Consider the following 17,774-nt stretch of genomic DNA (forward strand, 5'->3'; position numbering starts at 1 on the left):
CGCTCTTCTACAAAGATCCCGTGCTCCTCCGCTTCGAAGAGCATGGTGACGTCGGCCTCGCACCGGCGAGCGACTTCAGCTTCGCGCGCGACGCCATCGCCCTGCCACTCTGCATCGGCGAGTTCATGGTGGCGATGCGCCATTATCCCATCGTCTTCGCCATGGACGACCAGGCCTCTCCAATCGCGCTCGTGGCGATCCGGAAGGAACATAATCTCTTCGTCGAGCGCGACGGGAGCTGGAAAGCGGGCGGCTATGTGCCCGCCTATGTGCGCCGCTACCCCTTCATCGTCATGGAGACCGAGGACCGGGCGCAGCAATTGCTGACCATCGACCGAAGCAGCGATCGCTTCGTGTCCTCGGTTGCGGACGCACCCGACGCGCAGCGCCTTTTCGATGCAGTGGGTAATCCGACGACGGCGGCGCAGACGGCGATGGCCTTCTGCCATGCCTTCCACACCGACTATGCCGAAACCGTCGCCTTCGGTCGGGCGCTCATCGCCGCCAAGGTGCTGGAGCCCTATCACGCCGACTTCCGCCTCCCCGACGGCACGCTGCATCAGGTCAACGGCTTCCACGCCATCAACGAGGCCGCGTTCCGGGCGCTCCCCGCCAAGACCGTCGCCGAATGGCACGCCAAAGGCTGGCTGGCGCTCGTCAGCCTTCACATCGCTTCCTTGCAGAGTTTCCAGAACCTGCTCGACCTCAATGCGCAGCGCGCAAACGAACGGAAGGCGCTCGCATGATGAGCAAGAAAATTGGACTTCTCGGATTCTCCGTTGTGGCGGCTCTGGCCGTCGCTGCCGGCGCAGCCGCCTATGTGACACCTGGCGGGGCCGTCTCGACCCCGAGCCAGGCCGCGGGCTTCACCGAGGATCGCACTGCTTCCGACACCGGCCCCCGGCTCGATCAATATGTCGCCGGGCTTTCTCCCGTCGGAGGCAATGTCTTCACCACCTCCGAAGCCGATCCCAAGCCGCAGACCTTCCAGGTGGCGCAGGCGACATCGACTCTTCCGGGCGGAGCCTCCTCCCTCAACGAGACCTATCGCGACTGGCGCGTCACCTGCGTCCAGCAGGGCGCGGGCAAGCAATGCGCTATGTCGCAGGCCCAGACGCAGCAGAACGGCCAGCGCGTGTTGGCCATCGAATTGAACGCGCCCACCGGCAACGCCGTTGCCGGCACCCTGATCCTGCCCTTCGGTCTCGCGCTCGATGCCGGTGCGACCTTCCAGATCGATGACAAGCCGGCCATGCAGCCGGTCCGGTTCCGAACCTGCCTACCGGGCGGCTGTATCGTCAGCGTCAATTTCGATGCGGCGACGATCGTGGCGCTTCGCGCCGGCACGGCGCTCAAGATCAAGGCCACGGCCGACGGCGGTGCGGCCACGCCGTTCTCGATCTCGCTGCAAGGTTTCGGCACGGCCCTCGACCGCGTGGCGGCACTGGCACGTTGAGGGCAAACGAACCCTCACGGCGAGCACCGCCTTTCATATCCTCCCAGGGATGGCTTCCGCGATCCGCCTGCTTCGGTCGGCGTCGCGGGAGCCGCCGCTGACGCCATTTCGGAGGCGGTCATGCGGCGCCTCAACAAACTCTCGGAGACATGGCAGTCGCCGTCACGGCTCGGCGCACGCATTCCGATGATCTCCCTCATCCAGACGCTCGCAGTCGCCGAGTATCTGAACTTCCGCCATGCCGCGAATTTCCTCGGCGTCAGCGCCTCCAGCGTCAGCGCGCGGATCAAGACGCTGGAAGAAGATCTCGGCATCCTCCTCTTCGAGCGCCACGCCCGCGGCGTCCGGCTGACCGAGGCGGGCCGTCATTTCGTCGATGGTGTCTCCACAGGCATCGACCATCTCGAACATGCCGTCAAAACCGCCGGGGCCTTCGCGCAAGGCGATCTCGGCCTCCTGCGCGTCGGCGTCTATGCGCTGACCTTCGGCAGCTTTCTGGACGAGCTGCTCACCCGTTTCCGCAAGGAACATCCCCAGGTCGCCATCGAGATTACCGAGGGCACCGCGCGCGACATCATCGTCCAGCTTCGCGCCGACCAACTCGACATCGCTTTTGTCGCCGGTGCGCCCGATCTCCCCGACTGCCACTCACGCCGTATCTGGTGCGAGCCGCTTATCGCCGTTCTGCCCGCAGATCACCCGCTGACGGAACAGGACAGCGTGACGTGGGACGACCTCACGGGCGAATCCTTCCTCGTTCGCCACGGCGGCACCGGCCCGCAAGCCTATGACCATATCGTCTTGCGTCTCGCCGGCCGCTGGCAGGCCGCACCGTCGATCCTGCGTTGCGACGTCGAGCGATGCACCTTGTTGCAGATGATCGCGCAGGGGTTCGGCGTGTCGATCGCTGGACAGGCGACCGCATTGGCCGAGATTCCGGGCGTCGCCTTCCGTCACTTCCATGACGAGCCAGAACCGGTCCCATTCTCGGCCGTGTGGTCGCCCTATAACCAGAGCGCCACGCTGCGCAATCTGCTCGACCTCGCCGGCGTCATAGGCCGGTCCTTACCTCGCGCCTGATCGCTTCAGCGCCTCGGCAGCCAATCTCGTGGCGCCCGCAACTGGACGTAACGCCGATCTGCCTAGAGCGGCCGCTCGAACAGGATTTCACGGGAGTCGGCGTCGGTGACGCTCCAACCAGCGCGCCGATAGAAGGCTTCCGCCCGCGTGCTCGCGCCTGTCGAGAGTCTGGCCCGGACATGTCCGCCCGCCCTCAATATCTCGCAGGCTTCGGCAAGCAGCGCCTTGCCAATTCCGCGCCCCTCATATTCGGGCAAAACGAACAGCGCCCATATGCTGCCGTCTCGCGGATCGGCGGCCGAAAAGCCAACGATCCTGCCTTGGTCTTCCCATTTGTGAAGACCGGGATTGCTGATGAACCATTCGTAATGGGCATCCGTGACCTTGGACGGGTCACGTAGAATATTCTCGGAGACCGCCCCTCGGACATGCTTCAGCGCCGGAATATCCGCAATGGCTGCTTTCGATAACAAACGGCGCCTCCCCATCGCGGCGGATCATGCTCCGTTGGACCTGTTCCCCGCCGCCACGTCTTACATTCGGCGAGCAGGTTTGTGAAATCTCTCGATGGCAGGAGGAGCTGTTCTCTCCCCTCCTATCCAGAGCGTTGCAGCAGTTCGCCAGGCTCGACGCCGAGCGCATCGGCGATCTGTCCGAGAACCGTGACGCTGGCCGATACGGCGCCGCGTTCGATTGCGCCGATATAGCGCATGCTCAGGCCGGCACGATCGGCCAGCTCTTCTTGCGTCAGCTTTTTATCATGACGTATCCGACGCAGATTCGTCGCCATGATCTCCTTAAGATCCATAACGAAAGCCGAACCAGTATAGGAACGATCATTCTAGGAACGATCATTCCCATTCGTTGACTCCGGTGCTATTCTTGCGCTCGTCGGCATTGCCGGCATTTCTTGCATCGCCTTGTCCGGAAGGATGCGTTCATGCGCGTGCAGCCCGAGCTTGATCCCGACGTGGCGGACGAAGCGCCGACCGGTCCCGACATCACCCTCTACGACGAAGTGCATTTCATCACCTACCTTCGCCTGCTCGACGCCGAGGCGGACGGCGCGGATTGGACCGAGGTGGCGAGGATCGTCCTGCACCGTGATCCGGCTCAGGACGAGGTGCAAACCCGGCACTGCTGGGCGAGCCATCTCGCCCGCGCGCAGTGGATGACCAAGATCGGCTATCGGCGCATTCTCGAACAGGCAGCGCAGGACGAGCGACGCAAGCGCCTGCACTGATCCGCGACCGTCCTATTCGCCGCCGTTTCTATCCGACGGCCCTCCGTCATCGGCTTGGCTGTTGCCCTTCCCAAAAAGCCCCATTCTCTGATCGGCTCCGACATTTTTGCCGATTGGGAGCCTGTATGCGTGGAGGCCGGATTCTCTGGGGTCAGATCGTTGTTGTTCTGACCATTGTTCTCATCACGACCTGGGCGGCGACCCAATGGACCGCGTGGCGGCTCGGGTTTCAGCCGCAGCTTGGCGAGCCGTGGTTCGAGCTGGCGGGCTTGCCCGTCTATCATCCGCCCGTCTTCTTCTGGTGGTGGTTCTCCTATGACGCCTATGCGCCGGCGATCTTCACGGAAGGCGCAATCATCGCCGCGTCCGGCGGCTTCATCGCCATCGCCGCCGCCATCACCATGTCCATCATCCGGTCGCGCGAGGCGCGCAACGTCGCGACCTATGGTTCGGCGCGCTGGGCCGAGGACAAGGAAATCCGCAGCGCTGGCCTCCTCGGCCCCGATGGCGTCCTGCTCGGAAAATATGACCGCGACTATCTGCGCCATGACGGTCCCGAGCATGTCCTGTGCTTCGCACCGACCCGTTCGGGCAAGGGCGTCGGCCTCGTCGTGCCGACCCTGCTCACCTGGCCGGGCTCGGCCATCGTCCACGACATCAAGGGCGAGAACTGGACTCTGACCGCGGGATTCCGCTCCCGTCACGGCCGCGTGCTGCTGTTCGACCCGACCAATGTGAAATCCTCCGCCTACAATCCGCTGCTGGAGGTCCGGCAAGGGGAATGGGAAGTCCGCGACGTCCAGAACATCGCCGACATTCTGGTCGATCCGGAAGGTTCGCTCGACAAGCGCAACCACTGGGAAAAAACCTCCCATTCGCTGCTGGTCGGCGCGATCCTGCATGTCCTCTACGCCGAGCCGGAGAAGACGCTGGCGGGGGTCGCCAACTTCCTCTCCGATCCGCGTCGCCCGGTCGAAGCCACCCTGCGCGCCATGATGGAGACGCCGCATCTCGGCGAGGCCGGCGTGCATCCTGTTATCGCCTCGTCGGCGCGCGAGCTGCTGAACAAATCCGACAACGAGCGCTCCGGCGTCCTATCGACCGCCATGTCGTTCCTGGGATTGTATCGCGATCCCGTCGTGGCTCGCGTCACGGCGCGCTGCGACTGGCGCATCGCCGATCTCGTCGGGGCCAAGAAGCCCGTCAGCCTCTACCTTGTCGTGCCGCCGTCCGACATCAACCGCACCAAGCCGCTGATCCGCCTGATCCTCAACCAGATCGGCCGCCGGCTGACCGAGGAACTGACTTCATCGGGCAAGCGCCATCGCCTGCTCCTGATGCTCGATGAGTTTCCGGCGCTCGGCCGTCTCGATTTCTTTGAATCAGCGCTCGCTTTCATGGCGGGCTATGGCCTCAAGGGCTTCCTGATCGCCCAATCGCTCAACCAGATCGAGCGGGCCTATGGGCCGAACAACGCCATCCTCGACAACTGCCATGTCCGCGTCAGTTTCGCCACCAATGACGAGCGCACCGCCAAGCGCGTGTCGGATGCGCTGGGCACCGCGACCGAGATGCGCGATTCCACCAACTATGCCGGCCACCGCCTGTCGCCCTGGCTCGGGCACCTCATGGTCTCGCGGCAGGAGACGGCCCGGCCGCTGCTGACGCCCGGGGAAATCATGCAGCTCCCGCCCAATGAGGAAATCGTCATGGTGGCGGGCACCCCGCCGATCCGCGCCACCAAGGCCCGGTATTTCGAGGACGCGCGCTTGCAGGAGCGCATCATCGCGCCGCCCGAGCTGGTGGCCGTGCCCGCGAACGCCCCCGCAACCGATGACTGGTCAGGCCGCGTCGTCGCGGCGGCGGGCCAGATGGGCGGAGCCGGCGGCGGTGATGACGGCGGAGATCCCGCCAACGCCGGCATCCGCCGCGAGCCGGAATTGCCCGAGCATGAAGAAATCCTGCCGCCACCACCGTCGGCCGCACAGGAATTCGACTTTCTGGACGACGAACCCGACGTGGACGCCGCCAAGGCCAACGCCATGCGCGCCCGGATGCGGATGACGGCGCGGCAAGCCGCGCTCGACCCCGGCGATGGCATCGAGCTTTGAGGAACCGCCCATGACTCCGCGTACCCGCATGAACGTCTATTTCGATCCGGCGCTGCTCAAACAGGTTGAGGCGCTGGCGCTGCGCCGGAACATCTCCAAATCCGCCATCGTCGAGGCGGCCGTCGCATCCTTCCTCTCAGGCGACACGACCGAGAAGCTGGAAGCCGCCATGTCCCGCCGTCTCGACCGGCTCGGCCGTCAGGTCGGGGCGCTCGACGAGGATCTCGCCGTGCTCGGCGAAACCCTAGCGCTCTTCGTCCGCTTCTGGCTGACCTTCACCCCGCCGATGTCGGATACCGCCCAGGCCGCGGCGCGCGCCAAGGGTGCGGAGCGGTTCGACGGCTTCATGCAGACACTCGGCAAGCGATTGGCGACGGGTGACAGGTTCCTGAAAGAGCTTTCGCGCGACGTCGACTCGCTAGCTGGAGACGACCAGATGGAGGCTTCAAAGCCGAGTGGCGACCCTGCCTGAATATCCGGGTCCGTCCTATTCGCCGCCGATAGCCGCCGACCGCCGCACGGCCTTCGATACTTGTTGAACAGGCCCGATTTCGGGCTCTTTTAATCGACCCCGATCGGGGAACTCTCTGCTGCGTCCCCTTGGCTTGGGGACGGTATGACTTCTTCTTCTCATCAGAAACCGGAGGCGATCCAGCGCGGTGCGCGCATGTTGCGCACCGCGCTCGGTCCCGCCATCGCGCGCTTTCTCGAAGACCCCGCCGTCGTCGAGGTGATGCTGAACCCGGACGGGCGCATCTGGATCGACCGGCTTTCCCAAGGACTGTCCGATACCGGCGAAACCCTCTCGCCCGCAGACGGCGAGCGCATCGTGCGCCTGGTCGCCCACCATGTCGGCGCGGAGGTTCACGCCCGAAGCCCGCGCGTCTCGGCCGAACTGCCCGAGACGGGAGAACGGTTCGAAGGGCTTCTTCCTCCCGTCGTGGCCGCGCCAGCCTTCGCGATCCGCAAGCCCGCTGTCGCTGTCTTCACCCTCGACGACTATGTGGCCGCCGGGATCATGTCGGCGGATCAGGCCGTGACCCTGCGCGAAGCCGTCGCATCGCGGGCCAACATCCTCGTCGCGGGCGGCACCTCTACCGGCAAGACCACGCTGACCAATGCGCTCCTGGCCGAAGTCGCCAAGAGCGGGGATCGCGTCGTCATCATCGAGGACACGCGCGAGCTGCAATGCACCGCCCCGAACCTCGTCTCCATGCGCACGAAGGAAGGCGTCGTCACGCTCTCCGATCTCGTCCGCTCGTCGCTGCGCCTGCGCCCCGACCGCATCCCCATCGGCGAGGTGCGCGGTTCTGAGGCGCTCGACCTCCTCAAAGCCTGGGGCACCGGCCATCCCGGCGGCGTCGGCACCATCCACGCCGGCACCGGCATCGGCGCACTGCGCCGTCTCGAACAGCTCATCCAGGAAGCCGTCGTCACCGTCCCGCGAGCCCTGATCGCCGAGACGATCGACCTCGTGGCCGTCCTTTCCGGCCGCGGCTCCGTGCGCCGGCTCGCCGAACTCGCCCGCGTCGAAGGGCTCGGCCCCGACGGGGACTACCGCGTCACCGCAGCCACCCCCAGCAACACAGGAGACCCTTCATGATCCGCATGTCCATGCGCGTCCGTCGCACCGTCGCGACCGCCGCCGCCTTCGCCTATGTCAATCTCGTCCTCGTTCCCGCCGCACACGCGTCCGGCTCCTCCATGCCGTGGGAAGCGCCGCTTCAGAAAATCCTCCAGTCGATCGAAGGCCCGGTCGCGAAGATCGTGGCCGTCATCATCATCATCGCGACGGGCCTGGCGCTCGCCTTCGGCGACACGTCGGGCGGCTTCCGCAAGCTGATCCAGATCGTGTTCGGCCTGTCGATCGCCTTTGCCGCATCGAGCTTCTTCCTGTCGTTCTTCTCGTTCGGCGGCGGAGCGCTCGTCTGATGGCGGTCGCTTTCGAGCAACTCGACGTGCCGGGATTCACCGTCCCGGTTCACCGCGCGCTGACCGAGCACATCCTGCTCGGCGGTGCGCCGCGCTCCATCGCGATCCTGAACGGGACGCTCGCCGGGGCCGTTGGCCTCGGCCTGCGCCTCTGGCTGGTCGGCCTCCTCATCTGGGCCGTCGGTCACTTCGCGGCGGTCTGGGCGGCCAAGCGCGATCCGCTCTTTGTCGAGGTCGGAAGGCGCCATCTGCGCGTCCCCGGCCATCTCGCGGTCTGAGGGAGGCGACGCACATGATGAACCTCGCCGAATATCGCCGCACCGCCAGCAGGCTTGCCGACTATCTGCCCTGGGTCGCGCTCGCCGACGAAGGCGTCGTGCTCAACAAGGATGGCTCGTTCCAGCGCACCGCGCGCTTTCGCGGTCCCGATCTCGACAGCGCCGTCGCCGCCGAGCTGGTCGCGGTCGCCGGCCGCATCAACAACGCCTTCCGCCGTCTCGGCTCCGGCTGGAGCATCTTCGTCGAAGCGCAGCGCCATGCCGCCGAGACCTATCCGGCGAGCGAGTTTCCCGATCCGGCCTCCGGCCTGGTCGACGCCGAGCGCAGGGCCGATTTCGAGGAAGCCGGGGCGCACTATGTCTCCGGCTATTATCTGACCTTCCTCTATCTGCCCCCGGCCGAGGAAGCCGCCCGCACTGAGGCCTGGCTCTACGAGGGCCGCGAGCGCAGCGGCGTGGACCCGGACGAGATCCTGCGCGGCTTCATCGACCGCACCGGCCGCGTGCTGGCGCTGCTCGACGGCTTCATGCCGGAATGTGCCTGGCTCGATGACGCCGAGACGCTGACCTATCTGCACTCCTGCGTTTCCACGAAACGCCACCGCGTCCGCGTGCCGGAAACCCCGGTCTATCTCGATGCGCTGCTCGCCGACCAGCCGCTCACCGGCGGGCTGGAGCCGCGCCTTGGCGATCAGCATCTGCGCATCCTCACCGTCATCGGCTTTCCGACCGCGACCACGCCGGGCCTGCTCGACGATCTCAACCGGCTAGCTTTCCCCTATCGGTGGAGCACCCGCGCGATCCTGCTCGACAAGACCGACGCCACGAAGCTGCTGACCAAAATCCGCCGCCAGTGGTTCGCCAAGCGCAAGTCGATCGCCGCGATCCTGAAGGAGGTGATGACCAACGAGGCGTCCGCCCTCGTGGACACCGATGCCGCCAACAAGGCGGCCGATGCCGACATGGCCTTGCAGGAGTTGGGTCAGGACGTGGCGGGCATGGCCTATGTCACGGCCACCATCACCGTATGGGACGCCGATCCGCGTCTTGCCGACGAGAAGCTGCGCCTCGTCGAGAAGGTCATCCAGGGCCGCGACTTCACGGCCATGATCGAAACCGTCAATGCCGTCGATGCCTGGCTCGGCTCACTCCCCGGACATGCCTACGCCAATGTCCGCCAGCCGCCCATCTCGACGCTCAATCTCGCCCACATGATCCCCCTCTCTGCCGTGTGGGCGGGGCCGGAACGGGACGAGCATTTCGGTAGCCCCCCCTTGCTGTACGGCAAGACCGAAGGCTCGACCCCGTTCCGGTTATCCCTTCATGTCGGCGACGTCGGGCACACGCTCGTCGTCGGCCCGACAGGCGCGGGCAAGTCCGTGCTGCTCGCCCTTATGAGCCTGCAGTTCCGGCGCTATGAGCGGTCCCAGGTCTTCGCCTTCGACTTCGGCGGCTCGATCCGGGCCGCGGCACTCGCCATGGGCGGCGACTGGCACGATCTCGGCGGCGGGCTGACCGAAGGCTCGGACGCTTCGGTCTCGCTCCAGCCGCTCGCTCGCATCCACGATTCCTACGAACGCGCCTGGGCCGCCGACTGGATCGTCGCGATCCTGAACCGCGAGGGCGTGCCCGTAACCCCGGAGGTGAAGGAGCATATCTGGACAGCGCTAACCTCGCTCGCCTCGGCCCCGGTCGAGGAACGCACCATCACGGGCTTTGCAGTCCTGCTCCAGTCCAACGACATCAAGCAGGCGCTCCGGCCCTACTGCGTCGGCGGGGCCTATGGCCGGCTGCTCGATGCCGAAGCCGAACATCTCGGCTCCGCTGCCGTCCAGGCGTTCGAGATCGAGGGGCTGGTCGGGACCGGCGCGGCTCCCGCCGTTCTTGCCTACCTGTTCCATCGCATCGGCGACAGGTTGGACGGGCGGCCGACGCTGCTCATCATCGACGAGGGCTGGCTGGCGCTCGACGATGAAGGCTTCGCGGGCCAGCTCCGCGAATGGCTGAAGACGCTGCGCAAGAAGAACGCATCCGTCATCTTCGCCACGCAGTCGCTTTCCGACATCGACAATTCGAGCATCGCGCCGGCCATCATCGAAAGCTGCCCGACGCGCCTGCTGCTCCCGAACGAGCGCGCGATCGAGCCGCAGATCACGGCCATCTATCGCCGCTTCGGTCTGAACGACCGCCAGATTGAGATTTTGGCCAGAGCGACACCGAAGCGCGACTATTACTGCCAGTCCCGGCGCGGCAACCGCCTGTTCGAGCTGGGCCTTAGCGAAGTCGGCCTCGCGCTCTGCGCCGCATCCTCCAAATCCGACCAGACCTTGATCGCCAACCTCGTCGCCGAACACGGCCGCGAAGGCTTTCTCGCGGCCTGGCTCAAGGTACGCGACGCCGGCTGGGCCGCCGATCTCATCCCGACTTTCCCTACCCCCCAAGCTGAAAAGGAGACTTTGTCATGAAAACCCGTCTTATCCGCTCGCGCGGTGCGGTCCTGGCCGCAGCCATCTTCGCCGTGCCGCTCGCCGTCTCGCCCATGCTGGCGACGCAGGCCCATGCCCAGTTCGGCTTTGGCCGCATTGTCTACGACCCGACCAACTATGCGCAGAACGTGCTGACCGCCGCGCGCACTCTGGAGCAGATCAACCACCAGATCACCTCGCTTCAGAATGAAGCGCAGATGCTTATCAATCAGGCCAAGAACCTCGCCAGCCTGCCGTTCTCTGCCCTCCAGACCTTGCAGCAGAACGTCCAGAAAACCCAGCAGCTTCTCGGCCAGGCGCAGAACATCGCCTTCGACATCCAGAAGGTCGATCAGGCGTTCCAGAGCCAGTATGGCAATGTCTCGCTGTCGGCGACCGACGCCGAGATGGTCAAGGGCGCGCGCGACCGCTGGAAAAACACCGTCGGCGGCCTTCAGGACGCGATGCGCGTGCAGGCGGGTGTCGTCGGCAACATCGACACGAACCGTTCGCAGATGTCGGCGCTGGTTGGCCAGAGTCAGTCGGCGTCCGGCGCCCTGCAGGCGACGCAAGCGGGCAACCAGCTTCTCGCTCTCCAGTCCCAGCAACTTTCCGACCTCGTCGCGCTCCTCGCCGCCAACGGCCGCGCGGGCGCGCTCACCGAGGCCGAGCGTGCCGCCGCCGCCGAACAGGGGCGCGAGCAGCGCCGCCGCTTCTTGACGCCGGGGACCGCCTATTCGCCCGGCAACGCGCGGATGTTCGGCAACGGCAACTGAGGCCGGAAGGGAGGAACGTCATGGACGGCAAGATGCTGGCCCGGTTGGGCGCCATCGTCTTCGTCGCGGTCGCCATCACGGCGACCGCGATCGAGATGACCCGCAAGAAAGAGGCTCCGGCGCCCGCGCCGGCCAGCCTTCAGGAGCCCGCGCGCGATCCGCTGCGCGAAGGACAACGCCGGTGCCAGCAGCTTGGGCAGAAGGCGGCCGAGGATAGCGAGTGCATGCGTGTCTGGGCCGAAACCCGCGACCGCTTCCTTGGCCGCGCGTCCGCGCCGGCCGCCCCCGAAGGGCGGTGAGCCATGGGCGGCGCAGGCGTCATCGACAACTTCCTCGGAACCTTCACCCGCTACATCGACTCAGGCTTCGGCCTGCTCGGCGGCGAGGTGGCGTTCATCGCCACCACCCTCATCGTCATCGATGTGACGCTCGCCGCCCTCTTCTGGTCCTGGGCCGCCGATGACGACATCATCGCGCGGCTCGTCAAGAAGACGCTGTTCGTCGGCGTCTTCGCCTATCTCATCGGCAACTGGAACAATCTCGCCAAGATCGTCTTCGAGAGCTTCGCCGGCCTCGGCCTGAAGGCGAGCGGCACCGGCTTCACCGCGCAGGATCTGATGCGCCCCGGCAAGGTCGCACAGACCGGTCTCGACGCCGCCAGGCCGCTGCTCGAATCCATCTCCGACCTGATGGGCTGGGTCGCCTTCTTCGAGAACTTCATCCAGATCGCCTGCCTGCTCTTCGCCTGGGCGCTGGTCATCATCGCCTTCTTCATTTTGGCGATCCAGCTCTTCGTCACCTTGATCGAGTTCAAGCTGGCGACGCTGGCGGGTTTCGTGCTGATCCCGTTCGGCCTCTTCGGCAAGACCGCCTTCATGGCCGAAAAGGTGCTCGGCAACGTCATCTCGTCGGGCATCAAGGTTCTCGTCCTCGCCGTCATCATCGGCATCGGCTCGACGCTGTTCTCGCAGTTCACGCAAGGGTTCGGCGGTCAGACCCCGAGCATCGACGACGCCATGGCCGTCGTGCTCGCCGCGCTCTCGCTGGTCGGTCTCGGCATCTTCGGCCCTGGCATTGCCAACGGCCTCGTCTCCGGCGGCCCGCAGCTCGGCGCTGGCGCGGCGATCGGCACCGGCCTTGCGGTCGGCGGCGCGGCCATGGCCGCCGGCGGCGGTGCGATGCTGGCCGCAAAGGGCGGCGGCGCCATGCTCTCCGGCGGGGCCGCGGCCGCTCGTGGCGGCGCGACCGCGGCGGGCGCAGCCTCCTCGGCCTATTCGCTCGGCTCGCTCGGCAAATCCGGCGCGGGCGGCGTCGCCTCAGGCATGGGCGCGGTCGCGCGCACAGCCGGGTCGGCCGCCGTCTCGCCCTTGCGCCGCGCTGCCGCGCAAGCGTCCGAAAGCATGAAATCCAGCTTCTCCGATGGCGCGAAGGCAGGCTTCGGCGCGACCGGCGGTTCCTCGACCATGGGAACGATCGGCGGCGGTGCGGAAGCCGCATCCACCCCGACGGCCACGGCCACGACGGGCGGGGCTCCGGATTGGGCCAAGCGCATGAAGCGCGGCCAGCATCTCTCCCACGGCGTCAGCGCCGCCGCCCACGCCATCCGCTCCGGCGACAGCCACGGCTCCGGTTCCTCCATCAACCTTTCTGAAAGTGACCGCTGATGAACCCCTTCAAAAGACCCGCCGCCCATTACGGCAAGCCTCCCGAACCCGAGACGCCCTACCAGAAGGCCGCCCAGGTCTGGGACGAGCGCATCGGCTCGGCCCGCGTCCAGGCGAAGAACTGGCGCTACATGGCCTTCGGCTCTCTGATCCTCTCGGCGGGCTTCGCCGGCGCGCTCGTCATCCAGTCGGCGCGCGGGACCGTCGTGCCCTGGGTCGTTCAGGTCGACAAGCTCGGCCAGCCGCAGAGCATCGAACCGGCGACGGCCGAATATCGCCCGACCGATCCGCAGATCGCATGGCATCTCGGCCGCTTCATCGAGCAGGTCAGGAGCATCCCCGCCGATCCCATCGTCGTCCGCCAGAACTGGCTTCGCGCCTATGAATGGACGACCGATCGCGGCGCTGGCGCGCTCAACGACTATGCCCGCACCAACGATCCCTTCGCCAAGGTCGGCACGCAGCAGATCGCCGTCGACGTCTCCAGCGTCATCCGCGCCTCGCCGGATTCGTTCCGCGTCGCCTGGACCGAGCGGCAGTTCGAGAATGGCGCGCTCGCCTCGACCCAGCGCTGGACCGCGATCCTGACGATCGCGCTTCAGCCGCCGCGCGACGCCGAGCGCCTGAAAGCCAATCCGCTCGGTATCTACGTCAACGCCATCAACTGGTCGCGGGAGATGGGCCAATGAACCCGGCAATCCGCAAATCCGCCGCCTTGGTGGTCCTCCTGTCCGCGACGGCTCTGGCGGGCTGCGCCACCTTCAAGCCCCCGGAAATCAGCTACGACGCCAGCGTCCCGCCGCTGCCGGAAGTCCCCGTCACCGTGACGGACGAACGGCCCAAGCCCCTGAACGTGCCCCCGGGCTGGACCGTCGCGCGCGGCGGCGAGACCGCCGGCACCCCGACCGGCCGCGTCGAGAACGCCAATGCCGCCGCTCGCGTGCAACCGCGCCGCGAGGGCTATTACAACGCCATCCAGGTCTATCCGTGGTCAGAAGGCGCGCTCTATCAAGTCTATGCCGCTCCGGGTCAGATCACCAGCATTGCGCTCGAACCCGGCGAGGCCCTGACGGGCGCCGGGCCGATCGCCGCCGGCGATACCGCGCGCTGGATCATCGGCGATACCGAATCCGGCTCCGGCGTGAGTCGTCGCGTGCTGGTTCTGGTGAAGCCCTCGCGCGCCGACATCACCACGAACCTCGTCATCACGACTGACCGGCGCACCTACATGATCGAGCTGCGCTCGGGCGAGAAGCCCTATATGCCCGCCGTCTCCTGGGCCTATCCGCAACCGGCAGGCGGCGGGCGGCAGACGCTTCCGGCAACGCCGGTCATTCCGGCCGTGGCCGCGCGCAACTATCGCTACGGTCTCACCGGCGACACGCCGCCATGGAAGCCGGTCGCGGTCTATGACGATGGCCGCCGCGTCTATGTCGAGTTCCCGCGCGGCATCGTGCAGGGCGAAATGCCGCCGATCTTCGTCATCGGCCCCAATGGCGAAACCCAGGTCGTCAACAGCCGCATCCATCAACACATCCTGATCGTCGATCGCCTGTTCGGCGCGGCCGAGCTGCGTCTTGGCGCGGGCGACCGCCAGCAGACCGTCAGGATCGTCCGCACCGACGGGAGACCGCAATCATGAGTGAGACCGAGACCAGCACCAACCCCATGCGCCTGCGCGCCGAAACGCCGCGCGTCACCCGCCTGTCGCGCAAGATGCTCGCCGGCGTCGCCGCCGTCGCCATGGTCGGCATCGGCGGGGCACTCATCTATGCACTCCAAACCCGCGGGCCGGGCGATGGCGGCGAGGAACTATACTCCACCAACAACCGCCAGACCGCCGATGGCCTCGCAGGCCTGCCCAAGGACTATGCCGGCCCGGTCCTCGGCCCGGCTTTGCCCGGCGATCTCGGCGGCCCCATCCTGAGCGCGCAGAACGCCGGCCAACCGGTCGTGTCGCCCGTCGTGCCGACACCCGGCGTCGACGAGGCAGAACAGCGCCGCCGCGCCGAGGAAGAAGCCGCGCGCCTCAGCACCGTCTTCTTCCAGTCCCGTCAGGGATCGACCGCCCCGGCGACAGCGGGCGCGATGCCGGGCCTCGATCTCGGCGGTGCGGGTGGACAAGCCTCAACCGCGCAGGACAAGCAGCTCGCCTTCCTCAACGCGGCGGCCGACCGGCGCACGGTCACGCCCGATCGCGTGACGCCGCCGGCGTCGCCCTTCGTGCTTCAGGCCGGCGCGGTGATTTCAGCCGCGCTCATCACCGGCATCCGTTCCGACCTTCCCGGCCAGATCACCGCGCAGGTCACGGAGAATATCTACGATAGCCCTACGGGCCGCATCCTCCTCGTGCCGCAGGGCACGCGGCTCATCGGCCAATATGACAACAGCGTCCAGTTCGGGCAGCGCCGTGTCTTGCTGGTCTGGAACCGCCTCATCATGCCGAACGGCCGCTCTATCGTTCTCGAGCGCCAGCCGGGCGCCGACACGCAAGGCTATGCCGGTCTTGAGGATGGCGTCGATTACCACTGGTGGGATCTCGCCAAGGCCGCCGTCCTTTCGACCTTGCTCGGCGTCGGCACGGAACTCGCTACCGACGACAATGATCGCCTCATCGCTGCCATTCGCGGCGGCGCACAGGACACCGTCAATCAGGCGGGGCAACAGGTCGTCCAGCGCCAGTTGCAGGTCGCGCCGACGCTGACCATCCGGCCGGGCTTTCCGGTCAGGGTCATCGTGACCCGCGACATCGTATTCGAGCCCTACAGGAGCTGATCCGTGACCAAACTCAAACTCGGCCCCATCGCCAACGACAAGCCCGTCAGGGTCGCGCTGGAGTTGCCCGCTGCACTCCATCGCGACCTGATCGAATACGGCCGCCTTCTCGCAGAGGGCGGCGCACCGATCGAGCCCGCAAAGCTCATCGTGCCGATGTTGGAACGCTTCATCGCCACCGATCGCGGCTTCGCCAAGGCGCGGCGCACGACGGGCTGACCGCTCAAACCGGCAATGTCCTCCAGGCCATCCAGCGGGCGCGTTAATCGCCGCATTCAGGGCGAAGCCGGCTTGGCTGGGGTGCCGCGCGCGAGTGAGCGTGAATTCGGCACGCTACCGGCCACCGATCTTTCGCCATGGTTCGCCAGACGCCGGGAAAGCAGCCACGTCGCTGCTCCGGCCGCGTTGAAGAAACGAGGTTTGGCATGAACATATCGAATGGCGGGATCGCACGCGGCGGGGATGGACGATGAACCAGCCGCCCCCTCTCAGCAAACGCACCATCCGCAGACACCAGCTTCGCGAGATCGTCCCTCTGGCCGACACCACCATCTACGATATGGAGCAGCGGGGCGACTTCCCGCAACGCTTCTACCTGACGGCCCGAACAGTCGTGTGGGATCTAGCAGAGGTGGAGGCTTGGCTGGATGAACGCCGCCGAGCCTCCAAAGCGAAAACCATCAAGCGGGCGCCGTCCCCTGACGTGGCGCTCCGGAAAACCCGGCCCATCAAAGGTTAGGCTCGGGGACCAGCAGGTCCATTGAGGCCGGATAGAGCGTCGGGGTGTATTTCTGACCGGCCACCCATGCGTCGATGAGTTTGGCCCATTCCTGCATCATATGGCGGCGCTGGTGCTCATACTCCGCCTTGTTGTAGATGCCACGCGACGAACGCCCATCCTCATGCGCCAGGCACTTCTCGATCCAGTCGCTGTTGAACCCCAGCTCGTTGAGCAGTGTCGATCCTGTGCGGCGCAGGTCATGCACCGTGAACGGTTCCAAGGGCAGTCCCGCCTTCTTGGCCTGCTCGACCACCGCATAGGTGACGCGATTGAAGGTCGCGCGCGACATCGGCGCATCCGCGTCGTAGCGCGACGGCAGTAGATATCGCGAATTGCCGGCGCAGGTCTTGAGCGCGATGAGGATGTCGATCGCCTGTTCGCACAGATAGACGTTGTGCGGCTTGGAGCGCTTCATCCGTTCTTTCGGAATCGACCACACCGCATTTTCGAAGTCGATCTCATCCCAGGTCGCGTCCTGCAGCTCGCTCTTGCGAACCATGGTCAGCAGGAACAGCTTCATTCCGAGGCGGATCGTCGGCAGCGTGGCCACATGCTCAAGCTGCCCAAGCATGACCCGGATTTCGGCGGGCGATAGCGAGCGGTCCTTGGGAACGAACGTCGCGATCGAGGAAGGTCCGACTTCATCAGCCGGGTTCGGCACCTTCTCCCCGTGCAGGATCGCGAAGGAATAAACCAGCTTCACGATGTCACGGACATGGACCGCAGTGGCCGGCGCTCCACGGGCCTTCACCTTCGCGCACATCGCCCGGAGATCCTCGGGGCTGATTTCCGTCAGCAGCCGATTGCGAAACGTCGGATGGATATCCCGCTCGTAGATCGTGCGGCGCATCGCGCGGGTGCTTTCGGCCATCCGGTGCTCTTGCAGCCAGCGTTCAGCAAACTCGCCGAAGCTCTTTGCTTCCTTGATGCGACGCTTCTCACGCTGCTTTTCCTGGGCGGGCGACCGCCCTTCCTGAATCGAGCGCTGCGCGTCGATCAGTTTCTCCCGCGCACGCGCCAGAGACAGGCCGGCGGACCCGTACCGACCGAGCGTCAAGGTCTCTCGCCGGCCGTTCATGCGGTAGTCGTACCGGAAGACAACCGACCCCGAGGGCTGGACCACGACGTACATACCGTCACGGTCAGCAATCTTGTATAATTTATCTTTTGGTTTCAGTGCCTTAATGGCGGCGTCAGTAAGCATTGGACCCTC

The 17,774-nt window shown here is 66.1% G+C and carries 21 protein-coding genes; 18 read left to right on the plus strand and 3 right to left on the minus strand.

The window, feature by feature from the left end; genetic code table 11:
- Positions 1-20: 20 nt before the first annotated feature.
- The 3 genes from K8M09_RS19325 (at position 21) to K8M09_RS19335 (ending at position 2,536) form a co-directional block, all read left to right on the plus strand.
- A complete protein-coding gene (locus K8M09_RS19325; protein WP_160786699.1) occupies positions 21-746 on the plus strand; it encodes a SapC family protein in 726 nt (241 codons plus the stop codon).
- The gene (locus K8M09_RS19330; protein ID WP_229342030.1) at positions 743-1,456 is read left to right on the plus strand and encodes an invasion associated locus B family protein; all 714 of its coding nucleotides are present in this window, start codon (positions 743-745) and stop codon (positions 1,454-1,456) included. Before K8M09_RS19325 ends, K8M09_RS19330 begins: the two co-directional genes overlap by 4 nt.
- Before the next feature lie 120 nt (positions 1,457-1,576).
- Complete coding sequence (locus tag K8M09_RS19335; protein ID WP_324256104.1) at positions 1,577-2,536, plus strand: LysR family transcriptional regulator; 960 nt, start codon at positions 1,577-1,579, stop codon at positions 2,534-2,536.
- A 62-nt stretch (positions 2,537-2,598) separates the two neighbouring features.
- On the opposite strand, the gene K8M09_RS19340 is transcribed toward K8M09_RS19335, so the two are convergent.
- Positions 2,599-3,024, minus strand: coding sequence for a GNAT family N-acetyltransferase (locus K8M09_RS19340; RefSeq protein ID WP_160786698.1), 426 nt, complete (start codon positions 3,022-3,024; stop codon positions 2,599-2,601).
- A gap of 107 nt (positions 3,025-3,131) precedes the next feature.
- A complete protein-coding gene (locus tag K8M09_RS19345) occupies positions 3,132-3,344 on the minus strand; it encodes a helix-turn-helix domain-containing protein (RefSeq protein WP_160786697.1) in 213 nt (70 codons plus the stop codon).
- 132 nt (positions 3,345-3,476) lie between these two features.
- Between K8M09_RS19345 and K8M09_RS19350 the strand changes: the two genes are divergently transcribed.
- From K8M09_RS19350 to K8M09_RS19420, 15 genes are all read left to right on the plus strand, one after another.
- Positions 3,477-3,779, plus strand: a complete 303-nt coding sequence (locus K8M09_RS19350; RefSeq protein WP_160786696.1) for a DNA -binding domain-containing protein — start codon at positions 3,477-3,479, stop codon at positions 3,777-3,779.
- Between the two features lie 125 nt (positions 3,780-3,904).
- Positions 3,905-5,890 (plus strand): conjugal transfer protein TraG, encoded by a 1,986-nt coding sequence (locus tag K8M09_RS19355; protein WP_160786695.1) that lies wholly within the window; start codon positions 3,905-3,907, stop codon positions 5,888-5,890.
- A 10-nt stretch (positions 5,891-5,900) separates the two neighbouring features.
- Positions 5,901-6,362 (plus strand): ribbon-helix-helix domain-containing protein, encoded by a 462-nt coding sequence (locus K8M09_RS19360; protein ID WP_160786694.1) that lies wholly within the window; start codon positions 5,901-5,903, stop codon positions 6,360-6,362.
- A 144-nt stretch (positions 6,363-6,506) separates the two neighbouring features.
- Entirely contained in the window at positions 6,507-7,493 is a 987-nt protein-coding gene (gene trbB, locus K8M09_RS19365; RefSeq protein WP_160786693.1) for a P-type conjugative transfer ATPase TrbB, read from the plus strand.
- Complete coding sequence (locus tag K8M09_RS19370; protein ID WP_018426647.1) at positions 7,490-7,822, plus strand: TrbC/VirB2 family protein; 333 nt, start codon at positions 7,490-7,492, stop codon at positions 7,820-7,822. Before trbB ends, K8M09_RS19370 begins: the two co-directional genes overlap by 4 nt.
- Complete coding sequence (locus tag K8M09_RS19375; protein ID WP_018426646.1) at positions 7,822-8,100, plus strand: VirB3 family type IV secretion system protein; 279 nt, start codon at positions 7,822-7,824, stop codon at positions 8,098-8,100. The genes K8M09_RS19370 and K8M09_RS19375 overlap by 1 nt, the downstream gene beginning before the upstream one ends.
- Before the next feature lie 14 nt (positions 8,101-8,114).
- Complete coding sequence (gene trbE, locus K8M09_RS19380) at positions 8,115-10,565, plus strand: conjugal transfer protein TrbE (protein ID WP_160786692.1); 2,451 nt, start codon at positions 8,115-8,117, stop codon at positions 10,563-10,565.
- A complete protein-coding gene (gene trbJ, locus K8M09_RS19385) occupies positions 10,562-11,341 on the plus strand; it encodes a P-type conjugative transfer protein TrbJ (RefSeq protein ID WP_160786691.1) in 780 nt (259 codons plus the stop codon). Before trbE ends, trbJ begins: the two co-directional genes overlap by 4 nt.
- A 20-nt stretch (positions 11,342-11,361) precedes the next feature.
- Complete coding sequence (trbK-alt, locus tag K8M09_RS19390; protein WP_160786690.1) at positions 11,362-11,640, plus strand: putative entry exclusion protein TrbK-alt; 279 nt, start codon at positions 11,362-11,364, stop codon at positions 11,638-11,640.
- Positions 11,641-11,643: 3 nt separating this feature from the next.
- Positions 11,644-13,005 (plus strand): P-type conjugative transfer protein TrbL, encoded by a 1,362-nt coding sequence (trbL, locus tag K8M09_RS19395; protein ID WP_160786689.1) that lies wholly within the window; start codon positions 11,644-11,646, stop codon positions 13,003-13,005.
- On the plus strand, positions 13,005-13,694 hold the full coding sequence (trbF, locus tag K8M09_RS19400; protein WP_160786688.1) for a conjugal transfer protein TrbF: 690 nt from the start codon (positions 13,005-13,007) through the stop codon (positions 13,692-13,694). Before trbL ends, trbF begins: the two co-directional genes overlap by 1 nt.
- Positions 13,691-14,647 carry a P-type conjugative transfer protein TrbG gene (trbG, locus tag K8M09_RS19405; RefSeq protein ID WP_160786687.1) on the plus strand — a complete coding sequence of 319 codons (957 nt, stop codon included), beginning with the start codon at positions 13,691-13,693 and terminating at the stop codon, positions 14,645-14,647. Before trbF ends, trbG begins: the two co-directional genes overlap by 4 nt.
- On the plus strand, positions 14,644-15,780 hold the full coding sequence (locus tag K8M09_RS19410) for a TrbI/VirB10 family protein (protein ID WP_160786686.1): 1,137 nt from the start codon (positions 14,644-14,646) through the stop codon (positions 15,778-15,780). Before trbG ends, K8M09_RS19410 begins: the two co-directional genes overlap by 4 nt.
- A 3-nt stretch (positions 15,781-15,783) precedes the next feature.
- Positions 15,784-15,999 carry a DUF2274 domain-containing protein gene (locus K8M09_RS19415; RefSeq protein ID WP_160786685.1) on the plus strand — a complete coding sequence of 72 codons (216 nt, stop codon included), beginning with the start codon at positions 15,784-15,786 and terminating at the stop codon, positions 15,997-15,999.
- Positions 16,000-16,249: 250 nt separating this feature from the next.
- Positions 16,250-16,519, plus strand: a complete 270-nt coding sequence (locus tag K8M09_RS19420) for a helix-turn-helix transcriptional regulator (protein ID WP_160786684.1) — start codon at positions 16,250-16,252, stop codon at positions 16,517-16,519.
- Here the strand turns inward: K8M09_RS19420 and K8M09_RS19425 are convergent.
- Positions 16,509-17,765 (minus strand): tyrosine-type recombinase/integrase, encoded by a 1,257-nt coding sequence (locus K8M09_RS19425; RefSeq protein WP_160786683.1) that lies wholly within the window; start codon positions 17,763-17,765, stop codon positions 16,509-16,511. The genes K8M09_RS19420 and K8M09_RS19425 overlap by 11 nt on opposite strands.
- Positions 17,766-17,774: the final 9 nt, after the last annotated feature.

Source organism: Shinella zoogloeoides, assembly GCF_020883495.1.
GTDB classification, from domain to species: domain Bacteria; phylum Pseudomonadota; class Alphaproteobacteria; order Rhizobiales; family Rhizobiaceae; genus Shinella; species Shinella zoogloeoides.

What these genes read in the sequence shown, in the direction of transcription:
- K8M09_RS19330 (WP_229342030.1), top strand. Translation starts at nt 743, where the DNA reads ATGATGAGCAAGAAAATTGGACTTCTCGGATTCTCCGTTGTGGCGGCT.
- K8M09_RS19335 (WP_324256104.1), top strand. Translation starts at nt 1,577, where the DNA reads ATGCGGCGCCTCAACAAACTCTCGGAGACATGGCAGTCGCCGTCACGG.
- K8M09_RS19340 (WP_160786698.1), bottom strand. Translation starts at nt 3,024, where the DNA reads ATGGGGAGGCGCCGTTTGTTATCGAAAGCAGCCATTGCGGATATTCCG.
- K8M09_RS19345 (WP_160786697.1), bottom strand. Translation starts at nt 3,344, where the DNA reads ATGGATCTTAAGGAGATCATGGCGACGAATCTGCGTCGGATACGTCAT.
- K8M09_RS19350 (WP_160786696.1), top strand. Translation starts at nt 3,477, where the DNA reads ATGCGCGTGCAGCCCGAGCTTGATCCCGACGTGGCGGACGAAGCGCCG.
- K8M09_RS19355 (WP_160786695.1), top strand. Translation starts at nt 3,905, where the DNA reads ATGCGTGGAGGCCGGATTCTCTGGGGTCAGATCGTTGTTGTTCTGACC.
- K8M09_RS19360 (WP_160786694.1), top strand. Translation starts at nt 5,901, where the DNA reads ATGACTCCGCGTACCCGCATGAACGTCTATTTCGATCCGGCGCTGCTC.
- trbB (WP_160786693.1), top strand. Translation starts at nt 6,507, where the DNA reads ATGACTTCTTCTTCTCATCAGAAACCGGAGGCGATCCAGCGCGGTGCG.
- K8M09_RS19370 (WP_018426647.1), top strand. Translation starts at nt 7,490, where the DNA reads ATGATCCGCATGTCCATGCGCGTCCGTCGCACCGTCGCGACCGCCGCC.
- K8M09_RS19375 (WP_018426646.1), top strand. Translation starts at nt 7,822, where the DNA reads ATGGCGGTCGCTTTCGAGCAACTCGACGTGCCGGGATTCACCGTCCCG.
- trbE (WP_160786692.1), top strand. Translation starts at nt 8,115, where the DNA reads ATGATGAACCTCGCCGAATATCGCCGCACCGCCAGCAGGCTTGCCGAC.
- trbJ (WP_160786691.1), top strand. Translation starts at nt 10,562, where the DNA reads ATGAAAACCCGTCTTATCCGCTCGCGCGGTGCGGTCCTGGCCGCAGCC.
- trbK-alt (WP_160786690.1), top strand. Translation starts at nt 11,362, where the DNA reads ATGGACGGCAAGATGCTGGCCCGGTTGGGCGCCATCGTCTTCGTCGCG.
- trbL (WP_160786689.1), top strand. Translation starts at nt 11,644, where the DNA reads ATGGGCGGCGCAGGCGTCATCGACAACTTCCTCGGAACCTTCACCCGC.
- trbF (WP_160786688.1), top strand. Translation starts at nt 13,005, where the DNA reads ATGAACCCCTTCAAAAGACCCGCCGCCCATTACGGCAAGCCTCCCGAA.
- trbG (WP_160786687.1), top strand. Translation starts at nt 13,691, where the DNA reads ATGAACCCGGCAATCCGCAAATCCGCCGCCTTGGTGGTCCTCCTGTCC.
- K8M09_RS19410 (WP_160786686.1), top strand. Translation starts at nt 14,644, where the DNA reads ATGAGTGAGACCGAGACCAGCACCAACCCCATGCGCCTGCGCGCCGAA.
- K8M09_RS19420 (WP_160786684.1), top strand. Translation starts at nt 16,250, where the DNA reads ATGAACCAGCCGCCCCCTCTCAGCAAACGCACCATCCGCAGACACCAG.
- K8M09_RS19425 (WP_160786683.1), bottom strand. Translation starts at nt 17,765, where the DNA reads ATGCTTACTGACGCCGCCATTAAGGCACTGAAACCAAAAGATAAATTA.